The following is a 17,127-nucleotide window of genomic DNA, read 5'->3' as shown; positions in this document are numbered from 1 at the left end:
AGGAGGGTCAGGCCCCGGCGAGGCCGCGGCGCTTCAGCAGCGGCTCGATCTCCGGGTCGCGGCCGCGGAACGCGCGGAAGGCGGCCATCGGGTCGACGCTGCCGCCCCGCCCGAGCAGCTCGCGGCGGAAGTGGTCGCCGTTCTCCCTGGTGAGCCCGCCGTTCTCGCGGAACCACTGGACGGTGTCGGCGTCGAGGACCTCGCTCCAGATGTACGAGTAGTACCCGGCGCTGTAGCCGCCGCTGAAGATGTGCGCGAAGTAGGTGGTGCGGTAGCGCGGCGGCACGGCCTCCAGCGCGACACCGGCCTTGGTCAGCGCCTCGGCCTCGAACCGCTGGACGTCGTCGACGTTGTCCTCGGTGCCCAGCGCGTGCCACGCCTGGTCGAGGAGGGTCGCCGCGAGGTACTCGGTGGTCGAGAAACCCTCGCCGTACTGCTGGGAGGCCAGAAGCTTGTCGATCTGCTCCTGCGGCAGCGGCTCGCCGGTCACGTGGTGCTTCGCGTAGTTCGCCAGCACCTCGGGCCACAGCATCCACATCTCGTTGACCTGCGAGGGATATTCGACGAAGTCACGCGGGACGTTGGTACCGGAGAACATCGGATACTCGACGTCGGAAAGCAGCGAGTGCAGCGCGTGCCCGAACTCGTGGAACGCGGTGACGACCTCGTCGAAGGTCAGCAGGGTCGGCTCGCCCGCCGGCGGCTTGGCGACGTTGAGCACGTTCACCACGACCGTCTTGGTGCCCAGGAGCTTCGTCTGGTCGACGAAGTTGTTCATCCAGGCGCCGCCGCGCTTGGAGTCGCGGGCGTAGTAGTCGAGCAGGAACAGGCCGAGTTCGGAGCCGTCGGCGTCGAAGACCTCGAAGATCCGGACCTCGGGGTGGTACTTCGGCAGGTCCTCCCGCTCGGTGAAGCTCAGGCCGTACAGCTTCGACGCGGCGAAGAAGACGCCGTCGGTCAGCACCCGGTTCAGCTCGAAGTACGGGCGCAGCGCCGCGGTGTCGACCTCGAACCGGTCCTTGCGCACGCGCTCGGCGTAGAACGCCCAGTCCCACGGCCGCAGGATCGCGCCGGGGATGTCGGCTTCGAGGTAGCGCTGCAGTTCGTCGGCCTCCGCCTTGGCGTTGGCGACCGCGACCGGCGCGAGACGTTCCAGGAGCCCGACAGCGGCCTGTGCGGTCTTCGCGGTCTCGTCCTCGATGACGTACGAAGCATGGTCGGGGAAGCCGAGCACGGCGGCCCGCTCGGCCCGCAGGCGGACCAGTTCGGCCACGATCTCGTTGTTGTCGGACTCGTTGCCCCGGTTGCCACGGGAGACCGACGCGGTGAAGATCCGCTCGCGCAACGCGCGGTCCTCCAGCGAGGCCAACGCGGCCTGTGCCGTGGGCAAGGTCAGCTTCAGAACGTATTTGCCTTCTTCGCCGGCGGTTTCGGCTGCCGTGGCGATCTCGTCTTCGCCCAGTCCCGCGAGTTCCGCGACGTCGTCGACCACGACGGCGAGCTCGTTGGTGTCCTTGAGCAGGTTCTGCTGGAAGCGGGTCGACAGCGTCGACAGCTGCTCGTTCAGCTCGCGCAGGCGCTTCTGGTCGGCCTCGGCCAACCCGGCGCCGGCCCGGCGCACGTCGGTGTGGTGACGCTCCAGGAGGCGCAGCGACTCGCCGTCGAGACCGAGTTCGTCCTTGCGCTCGAACAAGGAGTTGATCCTGGCGAACAACGCCGGGTTCAGGTTGATGGCGTCGGCGTGCGCGGCCAGCCGCGGCGCCATCTCGGCCTGCACGCGCTGGATCTCGTCGTTCGCGTTCGATCCGGCGAGGTTGAAGAACACGCTGGAGACGCGGGACAGCAACCTGCCGGACTTCTCGAGCGCGACGATGGTGTTCTCGAAGGTCGGCGGCTCGGCCGAGCCGGCGATCTTCTCGATTTCGGCGGCGTGCTCGGCGAGGCCCGCCTCGAAGGCGGGAAGGAAGTGTTCGTCGGCGATCCGGTCGAACGGCGGAAGGGCGTAGGGCAGCTCACTCGGCGCGGCGAACGGGTTGTCCTGCGAAATCATCGGTGTTGCTCCCGGGTCGTCGAATCTGCTGTTCAGGCCACCTTACGGGCAGTGAGGGGCCGGTGGATGCCGTCCGTGGCGTGACACCGCGGACAAGGGATGGTCACGCTCCGGTGGTACCGCCCACCACCGCGTCGGAGCTCTGTTTTCCCTTGCCACGCTTGGTTTTGGCCTTGGGCGGCGGCGGGGTGATACCGGCGAGATCGCCGCCGTTGTCGTTGACGCGCAACACGAACGGACGAGTCTCGGTGTAGCGGACGACCGAGATCGACGCCGGGTCGACCACGATCCGCTGGAACGCGTCCAGGTGCTGGCCGAGCGCATCGGCGAGGATCGCCTTGATCACGTCGCCGTGGCTGCAGAGGAGCCAAACCGCGTTCTCGCCGTACTTCGCGGTGATCCGCGCGTCGTGCGCCCGGACCGCCGCGACCGACCGGGCCTGCATCTCGGCGAGCCCTTCCCCGCCGGGGAAGACCGCGGCCGACGGATGCGCCTGCACGACCCGCCAGAGGGGTTCGGAGAACAGATCCTTGAGCGCGCGCCCGGTCCATTCGCCGTAGTCCACTTCGGACAAACCGGGCTCTTTGACCTTGTCCAGACCGCGTGCCTCGGCCAGTTTCGCGACCGTCTGGCGGCAACGGAGCATCGGCGAGACCACCAGCTCGGCGAGCGGGACCGGCGCCAGCCGGTCGACGAGCGCGGCCGCCTGCGCCCGGCCGGTGTCATCCAGGCCGATCTTGGGCGTGCGCCCGGCCAGGACACCCGAACCGTTCGCCGTGGACTTGCCGTGGCGCAGGAGGATCACAGTACTCACGTGGCCCACCCTACGTGCCGTGCTTTGCCCGCTCCCGCGTTTCGTCCTCTGGATGCGCGGGATTACAGGTGCGGTCCCGCCTGCGGGTCCAGGACACCGGCGAAGATCAGGACGAAGAGCAGCGCGCCGAGGACGAGCCGGTAGATCACGAACGGCACGAAGCTCTTGGTCTTGATGTAGGACATCAGCCACGCGATGACCGCGTACCCGACGCCGAACGCGACCAGCGTCGCCAGGATCGTCGGCCCCCACTGCGCGGGAGCGCCGTCCTTGCCGATGTCGGTCAGCTTGTACAGGCCCGAGCCGAACACCGCGGGCAGCGCCAGCAAGAAGGAGTATTCCGCCGCCTCGGCGCGGGTGTAGCCGAGCAGCAGCCCGGCGCTGGTGGTGCCACCGGAGCGCGAGACACCCGGGATCAGCGCCAGCGCCTGCGCGAACCCGAAGCCGAGGCCGTGCGGCACGGTCAGGTGGTCGAGGGTGCGCTGCTGCTTCCCGATGCGGTCGGCCACCAGGAGGATCAGGCCGAACACGATCAGCGTGGTCGCGGTGATCCGCAGGTCACGGAAGGTTTCGTCGATGGCGTCCTGCAACAGCAGGCCGAGCACCACGATCGGCATCGAGCCGACGATGATCAGCCAGCCCAGCCGGGCGTCGGGGTCTTGCCGCCAGTCCTTCTTGTAGATCGAGAAGAACCAGGCGCGGAGGATCCGTCCGATCTTCGCCGAGAAGTACAGGATGACCGCGAGTTCGGTGCCGATCTGGGTCACCGCGGTGAACGCGGCGCCGGGGTCGTCCCAGCCGGCGAGCGCCGCGGTGATCCGCAGGTGCGCGCTGGACGAGATCGGCAGGAACTCCGTGAGGCCCTGGACGAGCCCGAGGACCAGTGCTTCGAACCATCCCATCAGGCGACACCGGCCGATTCGATCGCTTCGGCGGCGACTTCGAGGGCGTGTGCGGAGCCCTCGGAATCCGGCATGGCGGGTGCGACGGTCAGCGTCGTGACGCCGGACCCCGCGAAGGCCTGCATCCGCTCGGCGATGCGCTCCTTGGGTCCCAGCAGTGACGTCGCGTCGATGAACTCCAACGGGACGGCCGCCATGGCTCCCTCGTAGTCCTTACCCAGGTACTTCTGCTGTACGTCGGCCGCTTCGCGCTCGAAGCCCATCCGGCAGGCGAGCTGGTTGTAGAAGTTCTTCTCCCGGCTGCCCATCCCGCCGATGTACAGCGCCGCGTACCCGCGGACCGCGTCGGCGCACGCCTTCCAGTCGTCACCGACCACGAGTGGGACGGTGGGGACGACGTCGAAGCCGTCGAGGGAGCGCTCGGCCCGGTCCGCCCCGGCCTGGATCAGCTTCAGCTGCTCACCGGCGTGCTCCGGCGAGTAGAACACCGGCAGCCAGCCGTTCGCGATCTCACCGGTCAGTTCGAGGTTCTTCGGGCCGATGGCGGCCAGGTACACGGGGATCTCGTCGCGCACGGGGTGCACGGTCAGGGTCAGCGCCTTGCCGGGCCCGCCGGGCAGCGGCAGCTGGAAGTGGTCGCCGTCGTACCGGACCCGGTCGCGGCTCAGCGCCTTGCGAACGATCTCGACGTATTCACGAGTGCGGCCGAGCGGCGACGCGAACTTCACGCCATGCCAGCCCTCGGACACCTGCGGGCCGGAAACACCGAGGCCGAGGCGGAACCGGCCGCCGGAAAGCGTGTCCAGGGTCGCGGCGGTCATCGCGGTCATCGCCGGTGTCCGCGCGGGGATCTGCAACACCGCGCTGCCCACGTCGATCCGTGAGGTCTGCGCCGCCACCCATGAGAGCACCGTCGGCGCGTCCGAACCGTAGGCCTCCGCGGCCCAGACGACCGCGTAGTCCAGTTCGTCCGCCTTCTTCGCCAATGCCAGGTTGGCCGCGTCGTTCCCCGCGCCCCAATAGCCCAAGTTCAGTCCGAGTCGCACGGCGTGAATGTATCCATCGGAGTGTCACTCCTCCGTTCAGGGTGTTGACAGCCGATGACCCGCACGGTGGTACTCGATCACGACACGCTCACCTGCTCCGCGACCCGCACTTGCCTTCCGGCTAGGCTCGCCCGTCGTGGAAAAGCGACAGCTCGGCCGGTCGGGACTTCGGGTCTCGCGGATGGCCCTCGGGACCATGACGTGGGGTGGCGACACCGACTCGGAGGAGGCGGCCAGCCAGCTGGTCGCGTTCGTCGACGCCGGGGGCACCCTGGTCGACACCGCCGACATCTACGGCGAGGGAGAGAGCGAACGCGTCCTCGGCGCGTTGCTCGGCGACCTGGTCCCCCGTGACGACATCGTGCTCGCCACCAAGGCCGTCGCCCGCCGCACCGACGGCCCGTTCGGGGGCGGAGCCTCGCGCGGTGCCCTGCTGAGCGCGCTCGAAGGCTCGCTGCGGCGGCTCGGCACCGACCACATCGATCTGTGGCAGCTGCACGCCTGGGACACCACCGTGCCGGTCGACGAGACCCTCGCCGCCCTCGAATACGCCGTGACCAGCGGAAAGGCCCGCTACGTCGGCGTCTCCAACTACTCGGGCTGGCAGCTGGCGACTGCCGCGGCCCGCAGTTCCGCCGTCGCCCCGCTGGTCTCGACGCAGGTCGAGTACTCGCTGCTGGAGCGCGGGGTCGATCGCGAAGTCGTCCCGGCGGCGGAACACCACGGCATCGGACTCCTGCCGTGGGCGCCGCTCGGCCGGGGTGTGCTGACCGGCAAGTACCGCACCGGTACCCCCGCCGATTCGCGCGGCGCTTCGAGTGTTTTCGCGGGCTATGTCGAACATCACCGGACCGATCGCGCGGCCCGGATCGTGCAGGCGGTCGCGACGGCCGCGGACGGCCTCGGCACGTCGCCGCTGGCCGTCGCGCTGGCCTGGGTCCGCGACCGGCCCGGAGTGGTCGCGCCCGTGGTCGGAGCCCGTGACACCGGTCAGCTGACCGGTTCGCTCACGGCGGAGGAGATCACGCTCCCGCCCGCCATCCGCTCGGCGCTCGACGACGTCAGCGCGATCGAGGTCGGGTACCCGGAACGCGGCCTCTGAGCCGTCTCGAATACTGGATTAGGTGACTGTTGGGTGACGCTGACGTGACGTGGTGGAGTTCCAGGAGGATGCTGGACAAGTCCGTTCGACGAGTAGCAGGTGGAGGCACCAAGGTGGGTCGGCTGTCCGCCGTTTCCCGGATCGCGATCCCGCTCGCCGGTGTCCTGGTGCTCTCGTCCTGTAGTACGGACGACACGCCTAACGACTCCTTGCAGATCGTGCAGAACCCCGTCGCGGCGACCGCGGCGGTCTCCCCCGCCGTGACCGTCAAGCCTGCCGGTTCGGTGTTCGCGGTGCCGGGGGTGACGGCGCTGGTGACCGACGAGGCGAGCAAATCGCTGGTCGTCGCCGTTTCGGAGCCGCCGTCGCTGCGCATCTACGATCTCGCCGTCCTGGACGCCCCGAAGAAGACGGTGGCCTTGCCAGGACCGGCCGAGCGGCTCACGGTCTCGGGTTCCCAGGTGCTCGCCAGCGTTCCCGGCAAGAGCCTGCTGGCGAAGGTCTCCCTGCCCGGTGGCGCGCTGGAGACGGTCCCGGTCGCAGGGCAGCCGTCGGCCGGTCTCGCCGACGGCGAGGCGACGCTGGTCTCCGTCCGGGACCGCAAGGCCGTCGAGGTGCTGTCGAAGAACGCGGGACCGAGGACCATCACCGGGCAGATCTACAGCGCCGACGACGTGCTGAGCACCGGTGACGGCGTGGTCGTGCTCGACAAGCTCCGCACCGCCCTGTTCGCCGTCGACCTCACCGAGGGCAAGATCGGCGAGGGCCTGCGCGCCGGCGACGGCGCGGCCAACGCGGTCACCGACGATCTCGGCCGCGTCTTCGTCACGGACGCGCGCGCGGGCGCCCTGCTGGCGTTCTCCACCACACCGCTGCTGCTGCGCCAGCGCTATCCCGTTCCCGGCGGGGCGTACGGCATCGCCTACGACCGCACCCGCGGCCTCGCCTGGGTCACGCTCACCGAACGCAACGAGGTCGTCGGTTTCGACGTCCGCGGTGGAGAGCCGATTGAGAAGTACCGGTTCCCCACCGTGCGGCAGCCAGATTCGGTCACCGTCGACGAGCAGGGCGGCCGTGTGGTCGTCGGCTCGGCCATCGGAGAAGGGATCCAGGTGATCACGCCATGACAGTGGTGGACGAGGCGGTGGTCGAAGGGGATTGGGAGTACCGGCGGCTGCAGCTGCCTCCCGGTGTTTCCCGGCGGGCGGCGGCGACGCAGCTGTCGATCCACGCCGAGTTCGCCGGCTGGGAGCTTTCGACCGTCCGGCTCTACTCGGATGGGACCCGGAGGGTGTGGTTGCGCCGCAAGCGCACCGCCACACCCCTGCCCGGCCTCATCACCTGAGCCGTTCCGACCGGCTCCGTGCCAGCGTCCGTGCTCGCCTGCAGCACATGACGGCCCCTTCCTTGCGTCTGGCACCAGGGGCCCGGCAAAGTCGTGTAAGCGCTGGTCGGTGCCACGTACGGTTCTCGCCGGGGGTCGTTAGGGCCGACGGCTTCTAAGTACCTACTGGATTTCCTGCGGCTGATTGCATGCAGGTCCGTGAAGGCCTCCTTGCCTACCTTGAAGGTAGCGAAGGAGGCCTTCACGGACACGATGAGCCACACTCACCCCAGGTACACCAGCCACCACAGCAGTCACACGTGCCGTGCGTGACTGCCGGTGCAGGTGGGTCGCATGTGGCGACCAGCAAGGCTGTGAAGGCCTCCTTGAGGGACCCAGAGTCCCTCAAGGAGGCCTTCATTTACTTACCTACTACCAGCCTGCCCAGAGTCGCTGCTCCATCCGGCGCCGAGACAACGCAGGCCCCCAGTCGGCGCCCCCAATGTGGCATCGGAGACGCTCAGCGTCCCCAATGCCACATTGGGGGCACTCGTCCGCCGAACACGTTGGTGGGTGAACAAAGACAAGTCCCTCAAGGATGTCTTCACGGACACGAACTGAGGACGAAAGCCGCGCGTAAGGCCCCTTCAGCTCTTGAACACCCGGCCGAGCCAGTCCGCCCAGAGCCCGTCCTGTTCCGCGGGATCGACGTCGCCGAACAGGTGGTGCATCGCGACCATCGGCCCGGCGAACCCGCGCACGAAGCGCAGGAACGCGTCCGCGGTGCGGATCCCGACCGTCTGCGCGTTCGCGAGATAGACCTCGCCGTCCACGGTGGACACGGAGTCGGTGGAAAGCCGGACCCGGTCCCCCGTCTCCGGCCGCCCCGCCAGGCCCAGCTCCCGGCCCAGCGTCAGCCACGCGCTGTCCCAGTCCCCGATCATCGGCCCGAACACCGTCACCGGCACGGCCTTCCGGCCGGCGAACCGGTTGAGGTACTCGACGAGGGTGCGGAGGAACAGCTCACCACCGGCGGTCATCGCCTCGAACTCGTCTTCCCAGTCGTCGCCGGGCAGGAAGCCGCTGGTCACGGTCCGTAGCACGGTGCTGCCGCCGGAGCGGCCCTCGATGAGGAACTCGTAGGCGACGAACCGTCCGTCCGGCGCGGGTTCCGTGCCGTAGACGAGCCGCTCCAGCGGGTCCCACGAGGTGATCGCCGACGTGGGTTCGTAGGCGCCGAACGCGGTCTTCACGGTTCCGCCGACACCGCCTTCGACTTCGTTACGTCCCATGAACCACGACGTGATCCCCGGTCCGGTCGCGATGGCGTCCCAGACCTGTTCGGGCGTCGCGTCGACCTCGAGGCGGTCGGTGATCTCGAACTCGTGACCCACTCAGCGCTCCTCGGGCTCGGTTTTGACGCTCGGATGGACGGCGACGACGATCCGGTGATCGCGACCCTGTTCGGCGCCTTCGTCGTGGTATTTGCTCACCAGATTCGTGATCGCGATGGTGAGCTCTTCGGCGAACGCGGACCTGTCCGCGGCGGACGAGAACCGCACCTCGCCGTCGATCGCGAAGGTCGCGACCCGCTTGCGCGCCTTGGTCGCACCGGTGATCAGCAGGCCGACGTCGCGTACCAGCCTGCCCGCCACCGCGAGCAGCCAGCGCGCGGACAGGCGGTCCGGTGACTGCGCCGGATCAGGCTCTACCGCCGAGAGCGCCGTCGGCGAGATGACGTACGAGGACGCCGTCGCGCGCATCATGCGCTCGGTGACGTTGCCCTTCCGCCGCTCCTCGACGAGCTCGACCAGCCCGTGCTTCTCCAGCGCGCGAAGGTGGTAGTTCACCTTCTGTCTCGGCAGGTCCACCCGCGCGGCCAGCATCGTGGCCGACGCCGGTTCGGCGAGTTCGGCGAGCAGCCTGGCCCGGACCGGATCCAGCGACACTTCGGCCGCTTCCGCGTCCTCGATCACCGCAACGGAGAACATGACACGAAGGTGTCACCGAAAAGAGTTTTTGTCAAGGATGTCAGTCTTGTCGGTGAGCCCGGTTCGCCAGGGCCAGCAGGCGAGGCACCACCTGCGGGGCCGCCTCGAGCGGGACGACGTGCCCGACCCCGGGCAGCACCACGGACGTCCCGTTCTCCACCGCGCCCGCCAGCTCCTCGACGTCCGCCGTGGGCACGAGCTTGTCGCGCTCCCCCACGATCGCGATCACCGGCACCGCGCCCACCTGCGACAACGCGGATTCCCGCGTGTAGGCGTCCAAGGCCGGACGGAACGCCGACACCGTCTGCGGCCAGTTGCCGCGGATCATCCGCACCGTCAGTTCGACGTCGGCGGGCACCGGGTCGTCCCCGAAGAGCCACCACCGCAGCCCGGCGGTCACCGCCTTGCTCGTGTGCTCCCGCACGAGGCCGATCAGTTTGGCCCCGAAGACCATCTCCAGGTCACGGCCGAGCTTGCCGAGCGCGTTCGGCCAGATCGCGTCCGGGGTGACACCGCCCGCCGACATGGCGAGGAACCCGATTCCCGCCACCCTCGCCGCGAAAGCGTCCGGGTGGCGCTGAGCGAGCGACAGGATCGCGAGCCCGCCCATGTCGTGGCCGACCAGGACGACCTTGCCGCCGGGAATCACCTTCTCCAGCACCTCGGCCAGATCGTCGGCGAGCTGTCCCATGGTCGCCGACGCGGCCCGGACCTCACCGGATTCGCCGTGGCCGCGCTGGTCGTAGGCGAGCACCGCGACCGGTTGCTCCGCCGCTTCCGCCAGCACCGGCGCGATGGCGCGCCAGCTCCGCCTGTCGAGGGCGTATCCGTGGAGGAGGACGACGGTCACCGGCGCCGACGGATCACCCCAGCGCTCGAAGTGCAGGGGTGTCCCGTCGGCGGCCAGCAGACCAGGCATCAGGCCGAGCGGAGGAAGCGGTCGAGCACGCGCACGCCGAACTTCAGCGCCTCGACCGGGACACGCTCGTCGACTCCGTGGAACAGCGCCGAGAAATCGAGGTCCGCGGGCAGCTGCAGCGGTGCGAACCCGAAGTTGCGGATGCCGAGCGACTGGAAGGACTTCGCGTCGGTGCCGCCGGAGAGCATGTACGGCAGCGTGCGGGCGCCCGGGTCCTCGGCGAGCACCGCGCTGGTCATGGCATCGACCAGGGCGCCGTCGAAGGTCGTCTCGACCGGCGGCAGCTCCATCCACTCCTTCTCGATGTCCGGGCCGAGGATCTCCTCCAGTTCGGCGTTGAACGCCTCGAGACGGCCGGGGAGGATCCGGCAGTCGACCGACGCCTCCGCGACCGAGGGGATGACGTTCGACTTGTACCCCGCGGTGAGCATGGTCGGATTCGCCGTGTCGCGCAGGGTCGCGCCGATCATCCGGGAGATGTTGCCCAGTTTCGCGACGGACCCCTCGATGTCGTCCTCGGGGAAGTCCCAGCCGGTGATCTCGGTGACGCCGTCCAGGAACTCGCGGACGGAGTCGGTCATGACCAGCGGGAAGCGGTGGTTGCCGAGCCGGGCGACGGCCTCGGACAGCTTGGTGACGGCGTTGTCGCGGTGGATCATCGAGCCGTGGCCTGCCGTGCCGCGCACCCGCAGCTTCATCCAGCGGATGCCCTTTTCCGCCGTCTCGATGAGATACGCGCGGACGTTGTCCTTCAGCGTGATCGAGAAGCCGCCGACCTCGCTGATCGCCTCGGTGACACCTTCGAACAGCTCCGGCCGGTTCTCGACCAGCCACTGTGCGCCGTACTTGCCGCCCGCCTCTTCATCGGCCAGGAAGGCGAAGACGAGGTCACGCGGCGGAACGATGCCGTTGATCTTGTAGTGACGGGCCAAAGCGAGCGCCATCGCAACCACGTTTTTCATGTCCACCGCGCCGCGGCCCCAGACGTAGTCGTCCTGGATCGCGCCGGAGAACGGGTGCACCGACCACTCCGAGGCGTCGGCGGGGACGGCGTCGAGATGACCGTGGATCAGGAGCGCGCCGCGCGAGGGGTCGGCGCCCGGCAGCCGGACGATCACGTTGTGGCGGTTCTTGCCACCGGACTCGACATAGGTGATCTCGTAGCCCGCGTCGGTGAGCTTCTCGGCGACGTACTCCGCCGCGGCGCGTTCACCGACCAGCGTGTCGGGGTCACCGGTGTTGGTGGTGTCGATGCGGATCAGTTCACTGGTGAGGGTGACTGCCTCTTCGGCTGCTGCTTCGATCAAATTCGGTTCGGTCACCAGGCATTCCTACCATTGGCGGAGCCCCCCGACCCGTTGCCGCCATTCCGCGGACGGCGTGTGAATCCCCACTCGCCCCATGAAGCCTCGCGTATCGGTCCGTGGGGAACGCGATATCAGGCAGGCAACTCGCCGTTGAGAACCGCCACGCCAAGGCCGGACACCTGATGGACGACGGCGCCGCCATCGCGCTGGGTGGTGATCAGGCCGGCCTCCCGCAGCACCCTGGCGTGCTTGCTCGCGCTGGGAGGGGACAGCCCGATCCGGCGGGCCAGGTCCGTCGTGGTGACCGCTGTGGTGCTGGCGCGGAGTGTGGCGGCGCGGGTGCGGCCCAACAGGGTGGTCACCGGATCCTGCGCGGCCGACCTGTCCGGCGTGAGCCAGGCGAACCCGGAGCTCACCGGATAGGCGAGCACCGGGGGCAGATCGGCGTCTTTCAGGGTGACCGGATGGTGGCGGCAGAAATGCGACGGAAGGAGCACCAGGCCTCTGCCGTGCAGATGGAGGTCCTGGTCGACGTAGTCGTGCACCTGCAACACCGGTGGCCGCCAGTCGACCCGCGGATGAAGGGTGGAGAGCAGCCGATCGACCCCACCGGTCAGCAACGCCTTGCCGCGCCGCGATCGGTCGGCTTCGACATGCGCGCGCAACCGCCCCCGATATGGCGCGACCGCATGCTGGTAGTACCGGTCCAGAGCGGTACCGAGTTGCCGCACGGCGGTGACATCGCCGTCCGCCAGCTTGCGCGTCCACGGCGTCGGTGGCCGTCGATCCGCGAGACAGGCCACGTCGTCCCGCAACCGACGGCGTGGAGTGGACATTATCCGATCGATCACCGTATCCGAGTCGGCTTCTCCACGCCCCGGAGTGAGAAAGTCCGCGGAATAGCCGCGGGGCGGCGCCAACTCCAGCAGAAGCGGAATCCAGGCGGGAAGTTCCGCCCTGATCCGGCGCCGCCAATGATCGAAAGTGAGGATTTCGTCCGGTTCTTGTAAAAGATGGAGACTGAACAGCGTCTCCCATGAGGCGTCGACGTCCTCCGCGATGGTGATCCGAGAGATATCCGCGTCGGTGAAGTGAATCCGCAGCACCCTGGCTCCCCCCTGCGGTTGCTTGCCCGCAGCGCCTTGTCGCACCGTTTCCATGATGTTGTCGATGTGCAGTACGGAAAACCCGCCAATCGGATCAAACAGGCCTGCACCCCTCGCCCGCTAGTTCGCCGCCGTACCGCCCAGATCGGCCCACCACCAGTTACTTCCGGGCTGCCAGGCGGCTTGGTGAGCCCGCCCGTTCAGGCCCTGCACGGTGACCTGGAGCTGATTCCCGAAGGCCATCGCGGTCGGCGTCCCGGTGAGCCCGCCCGACGGCCCGCCTGCCGCCTTTTGCCAGCCGGTCCAGCCGTTCGCCGACCAGGAAGCGGTCCAGAGCTGGCTGTCGGTGCCCAGTGCCGCCACCCGGACCGTGGATCCGACGACCGTGGCGGACGGGTCACCGAAGATCGCGCCGCCCAGGTTGTGCCACCTCCAACCACCTTCCCGGTTCCACACGGCCTGATACACATTGCCGTTGAGGCCCTGCACGAACGCCTGCGCCTGATCTCCGAAACGAATCACCGAAGGCGTACCGGTCAACCGCGCACCGGGCTCTCCGCTCTTCGACCAGCCACCCCATCCCGAGCCACCGAGTACGTTGCTGTACAGCCGCTGGTCGGAGCCGAGCGCGTACACCTGGGCCTGCCCGCCGAAATCGAGTGCGGCCGGATCGCCGACGACCGTGCCCCCGAGGTTCGTCCACCGCCACGCGCCACCGGACCACCGTGCCTCGTAGACCTGGTTGTTCTCGCCACGGGCGAAGACGTGGAGGTTCTGGCCGATCACGACCGCGGACGGGTTGCCCCGCAGCCGGGCCGGTGTTCCACCAGGCTCCGCCCAGTTCGACCAGCCCCCGGACGGATCCCAGTATCGGGTACGCAGCTGACGGGTCTCCCTGTCGATACCGAAGACGTGCATCTGCCGCCCGAACGCGACAGCGGCCGGCTCGCCCGCGAACGACCCACCGAGGTCGGCCCAGCCACGCCACGCCGAACCGTCCCATACCCGTTGATGGACACTGTGGTCCCGCTGACGCTGGAAGATCTGGTACTGCCCGCCGAACGGCACGGCCGCGTCCCGCTTGCCCCCGCGGACCTTCTGCAGATAAGCCTCGTGCCGTTCGTACCAGAACTTGCCGGGATCGGAGTTGCCCTCGTGGCCGGAGAACTGGTTGTGCCCTCTGATCCCGCCGCTCTGCTCGTCCGGGTCGGAACTGCCTGTTCTCGGAATCAGATAACGTTCACAAAGATCGCGCACCAAAGCGGCCGACGAACGCATCATGATGTCGGTGTACCACTTCTCCTCGCGGCTGGTCGCCTCGTGCTCGATGCCGATCGTGTTGCCGTTATGACCGCGCAAATGATTGGCTCGATCCTGATTCTGCACCATCTGCGTGATATCACCGTCTCTGGACCGGATCACGTAGTGCGCGCTCGTCTGGGCCGCGTTCGGGTTGGCGAAGAACCGGATCGTGCTGTCGTAGTCCGGTACCGCGGGCGGTACGGGATCGAAGGTGTGCAGTGCGATCGCGGTGATGGCGTCGCCGTTTCGGCCACCCCAGTTATGCGGATCGGCGGCTACCCACCGTGCGGCGGGATAGTCCGGTCTGGCCGGCAGCGCGGCATCGGACGCGGTCACCGGGATCAGTGATGTCACCAAGACTCCCGTGACCGCCAGTGACGTGGCCAAAGATCGCTTCATGAAACCTCCCCTGGTTCGCGACCGAGCGGAGACCTCTACTGGCATCGCCGCGGTCCTCGCCGGTCGCGTCGAGCAAACCAGCAACGACAAGGGGCGTTCCACGGTTTTCATTGTGAGGAAACGTGGCGCGGCAGTCGGCCCCACTCCTCATGCCTGCCAGGCCCCGCGGACGGTGGAGGAGCGAGCGCCGAATGGATCAGCCGATACCGGGTGATCTGCTCTGTTCGAGTGGTTGTGATTTTCGGGTACTGCGGGTGGCGAACGTGGGACGCTAGCGTCGGCCGGGCCGGCGGCTCACCGCCGCTTGGGGAGAGCCATTGGGCTTAAAGGGGGATTTTCTCGTCATGCAAAGAAAACACTCGCGGTCTTCGCTGAGGATTCGGCTCGTTGCCGTACTCACCGCGGCCGGACTGGTCGCCACGACCGGCACCGCGCTCGCCGACACGAGCGCTGACCGCAAGGTCGTGCAGGAAGCACTGGACCAGTTCACCACGAGCGGAGGAGCGCTCGGCGCGCAGGCCAGGGTGACCGATGGCCACCAGCGCTTCACCGCACGCTCAGGCAAGGCGGAACTGGGATCGAACCGACCGGTCCCGGAGAACGGCCGGTTCCGCGTCGGCAGCATCACCAAGACGTTCGTATCGACGGTGCTGCTGCAACTCGTCGGCGAAGGCGAGCTCGATCTGGATGCGCCGGTCGTCCGCTACCTTCCCGGCCTGATCGACGGCCGCATCACGGTACGCCAGGTCCTGCAGCACACCAGCGGCCTCTACAACTACACCGACGCGTTGCCGCTCGACCCGGACGAGTTCGAGCAGATCCGTTACAAGCACTGGACACCGCAGGAACTGCTCAAGATCGCGACCAGCAGGCCGCTTGGCTTCGATCCCGGCACCCGGTGGAGTTACTCCAACACCAACTACGTGGTCGCGGGTCTGCTGGTGGAAGGAATAACCGGCAGGCCGTACGAAAAGGCGGTCGAGCAGCGGATTCTGAAGCCGTTGCGCCTTCACGGCACCGAGGTTCCCGGCGACGAGGTCGACATCAGCGGCCCGCACGCCCACGGCTACGTGTCCGTGGCGGGCAAGCCGAACGACATCACCCGCCTCAACCCGTCGGTCGCGTGGGCCGCGGGCGAGATCATCTCCACCACCCGCGACCTGGACACGTTCGGCGTGGCACTGGCCGGCGGCAGGCTGCTCAAGCTCGCGCAACAGAAGGAGATCGCCAAGACCACCGCGGTCAGCCCCGAATACGGCCTCGGCCTTCAGGTGCAGACCCTGCCGTGTGGCACCGAAGTGTGGGGCCACGGCGGCGGTATCCCGGGCTACTCCTCGCAGCTGTTGACCACGCCGGACACCCATAAGCGGCTGGAGCTTTCGGTCACGAGCGCGCCGACCGCGGGTAACCAGAACCCGGCGTTCGCCAAGCTGCTCGCCGAGGTCTTCTGCTAACGAGCTCGAAGAACCTCACCTCGAAACGGCATTTTTGCGCTCATTCCACGAGTGTTGCCCCTGTTATTTTCATTCCCGGAGCGACCGGGGACCTGGTCATCGAATCGGCGAGATCGGAGATGACCGGCGTGAAAGGCACCGTCCTCGGTCGCCCGGCAGGGGTGGCACTGCTCCTGCTCACCGCGGCATGCGGCACTCCCACGGCTCCACCGCCCAGCACTCCACCGTCGTCTCCGGTGAGCACGGCACCCGCGAGCACGACGCCGACGGTTGATCTTTCGTCGCTGCGCCAAGGCAAGATCCCGGCGGACTACCCCAAACCGGACTTGAGCGGGCTGCCACCCAAACCCGCCGACACCGCACCGCTGCGGGAGCGGATCGCCTGGGAAGCACTGCGAAAAGCGACCGACTTCGCCCATCGCGTCGACCCTGGAGCGCGCTCGTCCTGCCCCGCGTTCGACCCGGGCCGCACCACCACGGTGACCTGCACGGTCACCTATCTCGGCGAGAGTTACGGCTACGTCCTGCGCGACATCAAATTTCGGGGCAACGGACTGAGCAACGGCCGCGGCGAACATGGCACCGTCTCCTACCAGGCGGACCTCGCCGCCGGGCCGATCATCCGCGACCAGGTCGAGTCGGTGCTGAGGTACCAGAACAGCACCGAGTACGCGGCCTGCGACATGCCCGAGCAGGTGCGCTTCGGATTCGACTCCACGCGGCGACGGCCGTCCGGGTCGTCGATCGCCGGCGAGTGGATCCACGTGCCCGGTATCTCCTGCCGCTACCTCGACCCCACGGCACGGACCGTCAAGACCCTCCCATTGGAGCTCTACGAATCGGGCGCGCCCATCCATCCCTCATCGCGGATCGGCGGCTGAGGCAGGCACTTCCTGGGGCCATCCCTTGGTCCCCGTCACCCGTATCGGTGATTCTCGCCGACTCACCATTCGTGGCAAGTGGATCACCGGTTCGTGTCACACCCCCGCCCACTTGCCGTAGCGGAGGCTCGGCGTCCACATCGACTCGCCACGACGCTGCTACACACGGTGTCAGCGCTCGCGAAACCCACCCCTGACGCAAAACACGAAAGACTTACGTGTTTATCGTAGGAAGATTCATGTCCCGCCGGCGGCCCGGGAAATCGTTTTTTGACAGGACGCCAATGCGGTGAAAATCTTCGATCGCTCCTCGCGAGAGCAACAACCGAACACGAAATCCGAACAAGGAGCCCCTCAATGCAGATGTTCACCCAGCACGTGCACCACGGTCACGACCTGATCTCGGGTCTGCTCGCGCACCTGGCCCACGTGCTCGGATGGCTGGTCTGACGCTCTAAGCAAAGGGATTGACGGGGGCCAATCTGTTGGCGCGGGTCGGCCCCTCGTGTTTGCGACCCGGTAAAGGGACA

At 68.0% G+C, this 17,127-nt stretch carries 15 protein-coding genes; 5 read left to right on the top strand and 10 right to left on the bottom strand.

Features of this window, described 5'->3' with window-relative positions:
• Positions 1-7: 7 nt before the first annotated feature.
• From ACIBTM_RS26025 to ACIBTM_RS26010, 4 genes are all read right to left on the bottom strand, one after another.
• Positions 8-2,050, bottom strand: a complete 2,043-nt coding sequence (locus ACIBTM_RS26025; RefSeq protein ID WP_395879734.1) for a M3 family metallopeptidase — start codon at positions 2,048-2,050, stop codon at positions 8-10.
• A gap of 103 nt (positions 2,051-2,153) precedes the next feature.
• The gene (locus tag ACIBTM_RS26020) at positions 2,154-2,864 is read right to left on the bottom strand and encodes a histidine phosphatase family protein (protein WP_395879733.1); all 711 of its coding nucleotides are present in this window, start codon (positions 2,862-2,864) and stop codon (positions 2,154-2,156) included.
• A 62-nt stretch (positions 2,865-2,926) separates the two neighbouring features.
• A complete protein-coding gene (locus ACIBTM_RS26015; protein ID WP_395879732.1) occupies positions 2,927-3,766 on the bottom strand; it encodes an undecaprenyl-diphosphate phosphatase in 840 nt (279 codons plus the stop codon).
• Complete coding sequence (locus ACIBTM_RS26010) at positions 3,766-4,812, bottom strand: LLM class F420-dependent oxidoreductase (protein ID WP_395879731.1); 1,047 nt, start codon at positions 4,810-4,812, stop codon at positions 3,766-3,768. Before ACIBTM_RS26010 ends, ACIBTM_RS26015 begins: the two co-directional genes overlap by 1 nt.
• A gap of 136 nt (positions 4,813-4,948) precedes the next feature.
• Here ACIBTM_RS26010 and ACIBTM_RS26005 point away from each other — a divergent pair, with 136 nt between their 5' ends.
• The 3 genes from ACIBTM_RS26005 (at position 4,949) to ACIBTM_RS25995 (ending at position 7,259) form a co-directional block, all read left to right on the top strand.
• Positions 4,949-5,914, top strand: a complete 966-nt coding sequence (locus ACIBTM_RS26005) for an aldo/keto reductase (protein ID WP_395879730.1) — start codon at positions 4,949-4,951, stop codon at positions 5,912-5,914.
• 113 nt (positions 5,915-6,027) lie between these two features.
• Positions 6,028-7,041, top strand: a complete 1,014-nt coding sequence (locus tag ACIBTM_RS26000) for a YncE family protein (protein WP_395879729.1) — start codon at positions 6,028-6,030, stop codon at positions 7,039-7,041.
• Positions 7,038-7,259 carry a DUF5703 family protein gene (locus tag ACIBTM_RS25995; protein ID WP_016334446.1) on the top strand — a complete coding sequence of 74 codons (222 nt, stop codon included), beginning with the start codon at positions 7,038-7,040 and terminating at the stop codon, positions 7,257-7,259. The genes ACIBTM_RS26000 and ACIBTM_RS25995 overlap by 4 nt, the downstream gene beginning before the upstream one ends.
• 626 nt (positions 7,260-7,885) lie before the next feature.
• Here the strand turns inward: ACIBTM_RS25995 and ACIBTM_RS25990 are convergent.
• From ACIBTM_RS25990 to ACIBTM_RS25965, 6 genes are all read right to left on the bottom strand, one after another.
• Positions 7,886-8,632 (bottom strand): SRPBCC domain-containing protein, encoded by a 747-nt coding sequence (locus tag ACIBTM_RS25990; RefSeq protein WP_395879728.1) that lies wholly within the window; start codon positions 8,630-8,632, stop codon positions 7,886-7,888.
• The gene (locus tag ACIBTM_RS25985; RefSeq protein ID WP_395879727.1) at positions 8,633-9,229 is read right to left on the bottom strand and encodes a winged helix-turn-helix domain-containing protein; all 597 of its coding nucleotides are present in this window, start codon (positions 9,227-9,229) and stop codon (positions 8,633-8,635) included. It lies immediately after the preceding gene.
• A gap of 40 nt (positions 9,230-9,269) precedes the next feature.
• On the bottom strand, positions 9,270-10,148 hold the full coding sequence (locus tag ACIBTM_RS25980) for an alpha/beta fold hydrolase (RefSeq protein WP_395879726.1): 879 nt from the start codon (positions 10,146-10,148) through the stop codon (positions 9,270-9,272).
• Complete coding sequence (locus tag ACIBTM_RS25975; RefSeq protein ID WP_395879725.1) at positions 10,148-11,470, bottom strand: M20/M25/M40 family metallo-hydrolase; 1,323 nt, start codon at positions 11,468-11,470, stop codon at positions 10,148-10,150. Before ACIBTM_RS25975 ends, ACIBTM_RS25980 begins: the two co-directional genes overlap by 1 nt.
• 116 nt (positions 11,471-11,586) lie before the next feature.
• Complete coding sequence (locus ACIBTM_RS25970; RefSeq protein ID WP_395879724.1) at positions 11,587-12,561, bottom strand: ArsR/SmtB family transcription factor; 975 nt, start codon at positions 12,559-12,561, stop codon at positions 11,587-11,589.
• A 120-nt stretch (positions 12,562-12,681) separates the two neighbouring features.
• Positions 12,682-14,262: an N-acetylmuramoyl-L-alanine amidase gene (locus tag ACIBTM_RS25965; RefSeq protein WP_395879723.1), complete on the bottom strand. Its 1,581-nt coding sequence runs from the start codon at positions 14,260-14,262 to the stop codon at positions 12,682-12,684.
• Positions 14,263-14,606: 344 nt separating this feature from the next.
• Between ACIBTM_RS25965 and ACIBTM_RS25960 the strand changes: the two genes are divergently transcribed.
• Both ACIBTM_RS25960 and ACIBTM_RS25955 read left to right on the top strand, forming a co-directional pair.
• Positions 14,607-15,716: a serine hydrolase domain-containing protein gene (locus ACIBTM_RS25960; protein ID WP_395879722.1), complete on the top strand. Its 1,110-nt coding sequence runs from the start codon at positions 14,607-14,609 to the stop codon at positions 15,714-15,716.
• A 236-nt stretch (positions 15,717-15,952) separates the two neighbouring features.
• On the top strand, positions 15,953-16,597 hold the full coding sequence (locus tag ACIBTM_RS25955; RefSeq protein WP_395879721.1) for a hypothetical protein: 645 nt from the start codon (positions 15,953-15,955) through the stop codon (positions 16,595-16,597).
• The last annotated feature ends 530 nt before the right edge of the window (positions 16,598-17,127 follow it).

Origin of the sequence: Amycolatopsis sp. NPDC049868 (assembly GCF_044461365.1) — a bacterium.
Taxonomy (GTDB): Bacteria; Actinomycetota; Actinomycetes; order Mycobacteriales; family Pseudonocardiaceae; genus Amycolatopsis.
Note: the sequence above shows the minus strand (reverse complement) of the source record. Positions and strands in the feature narration are given on the sequence as shown.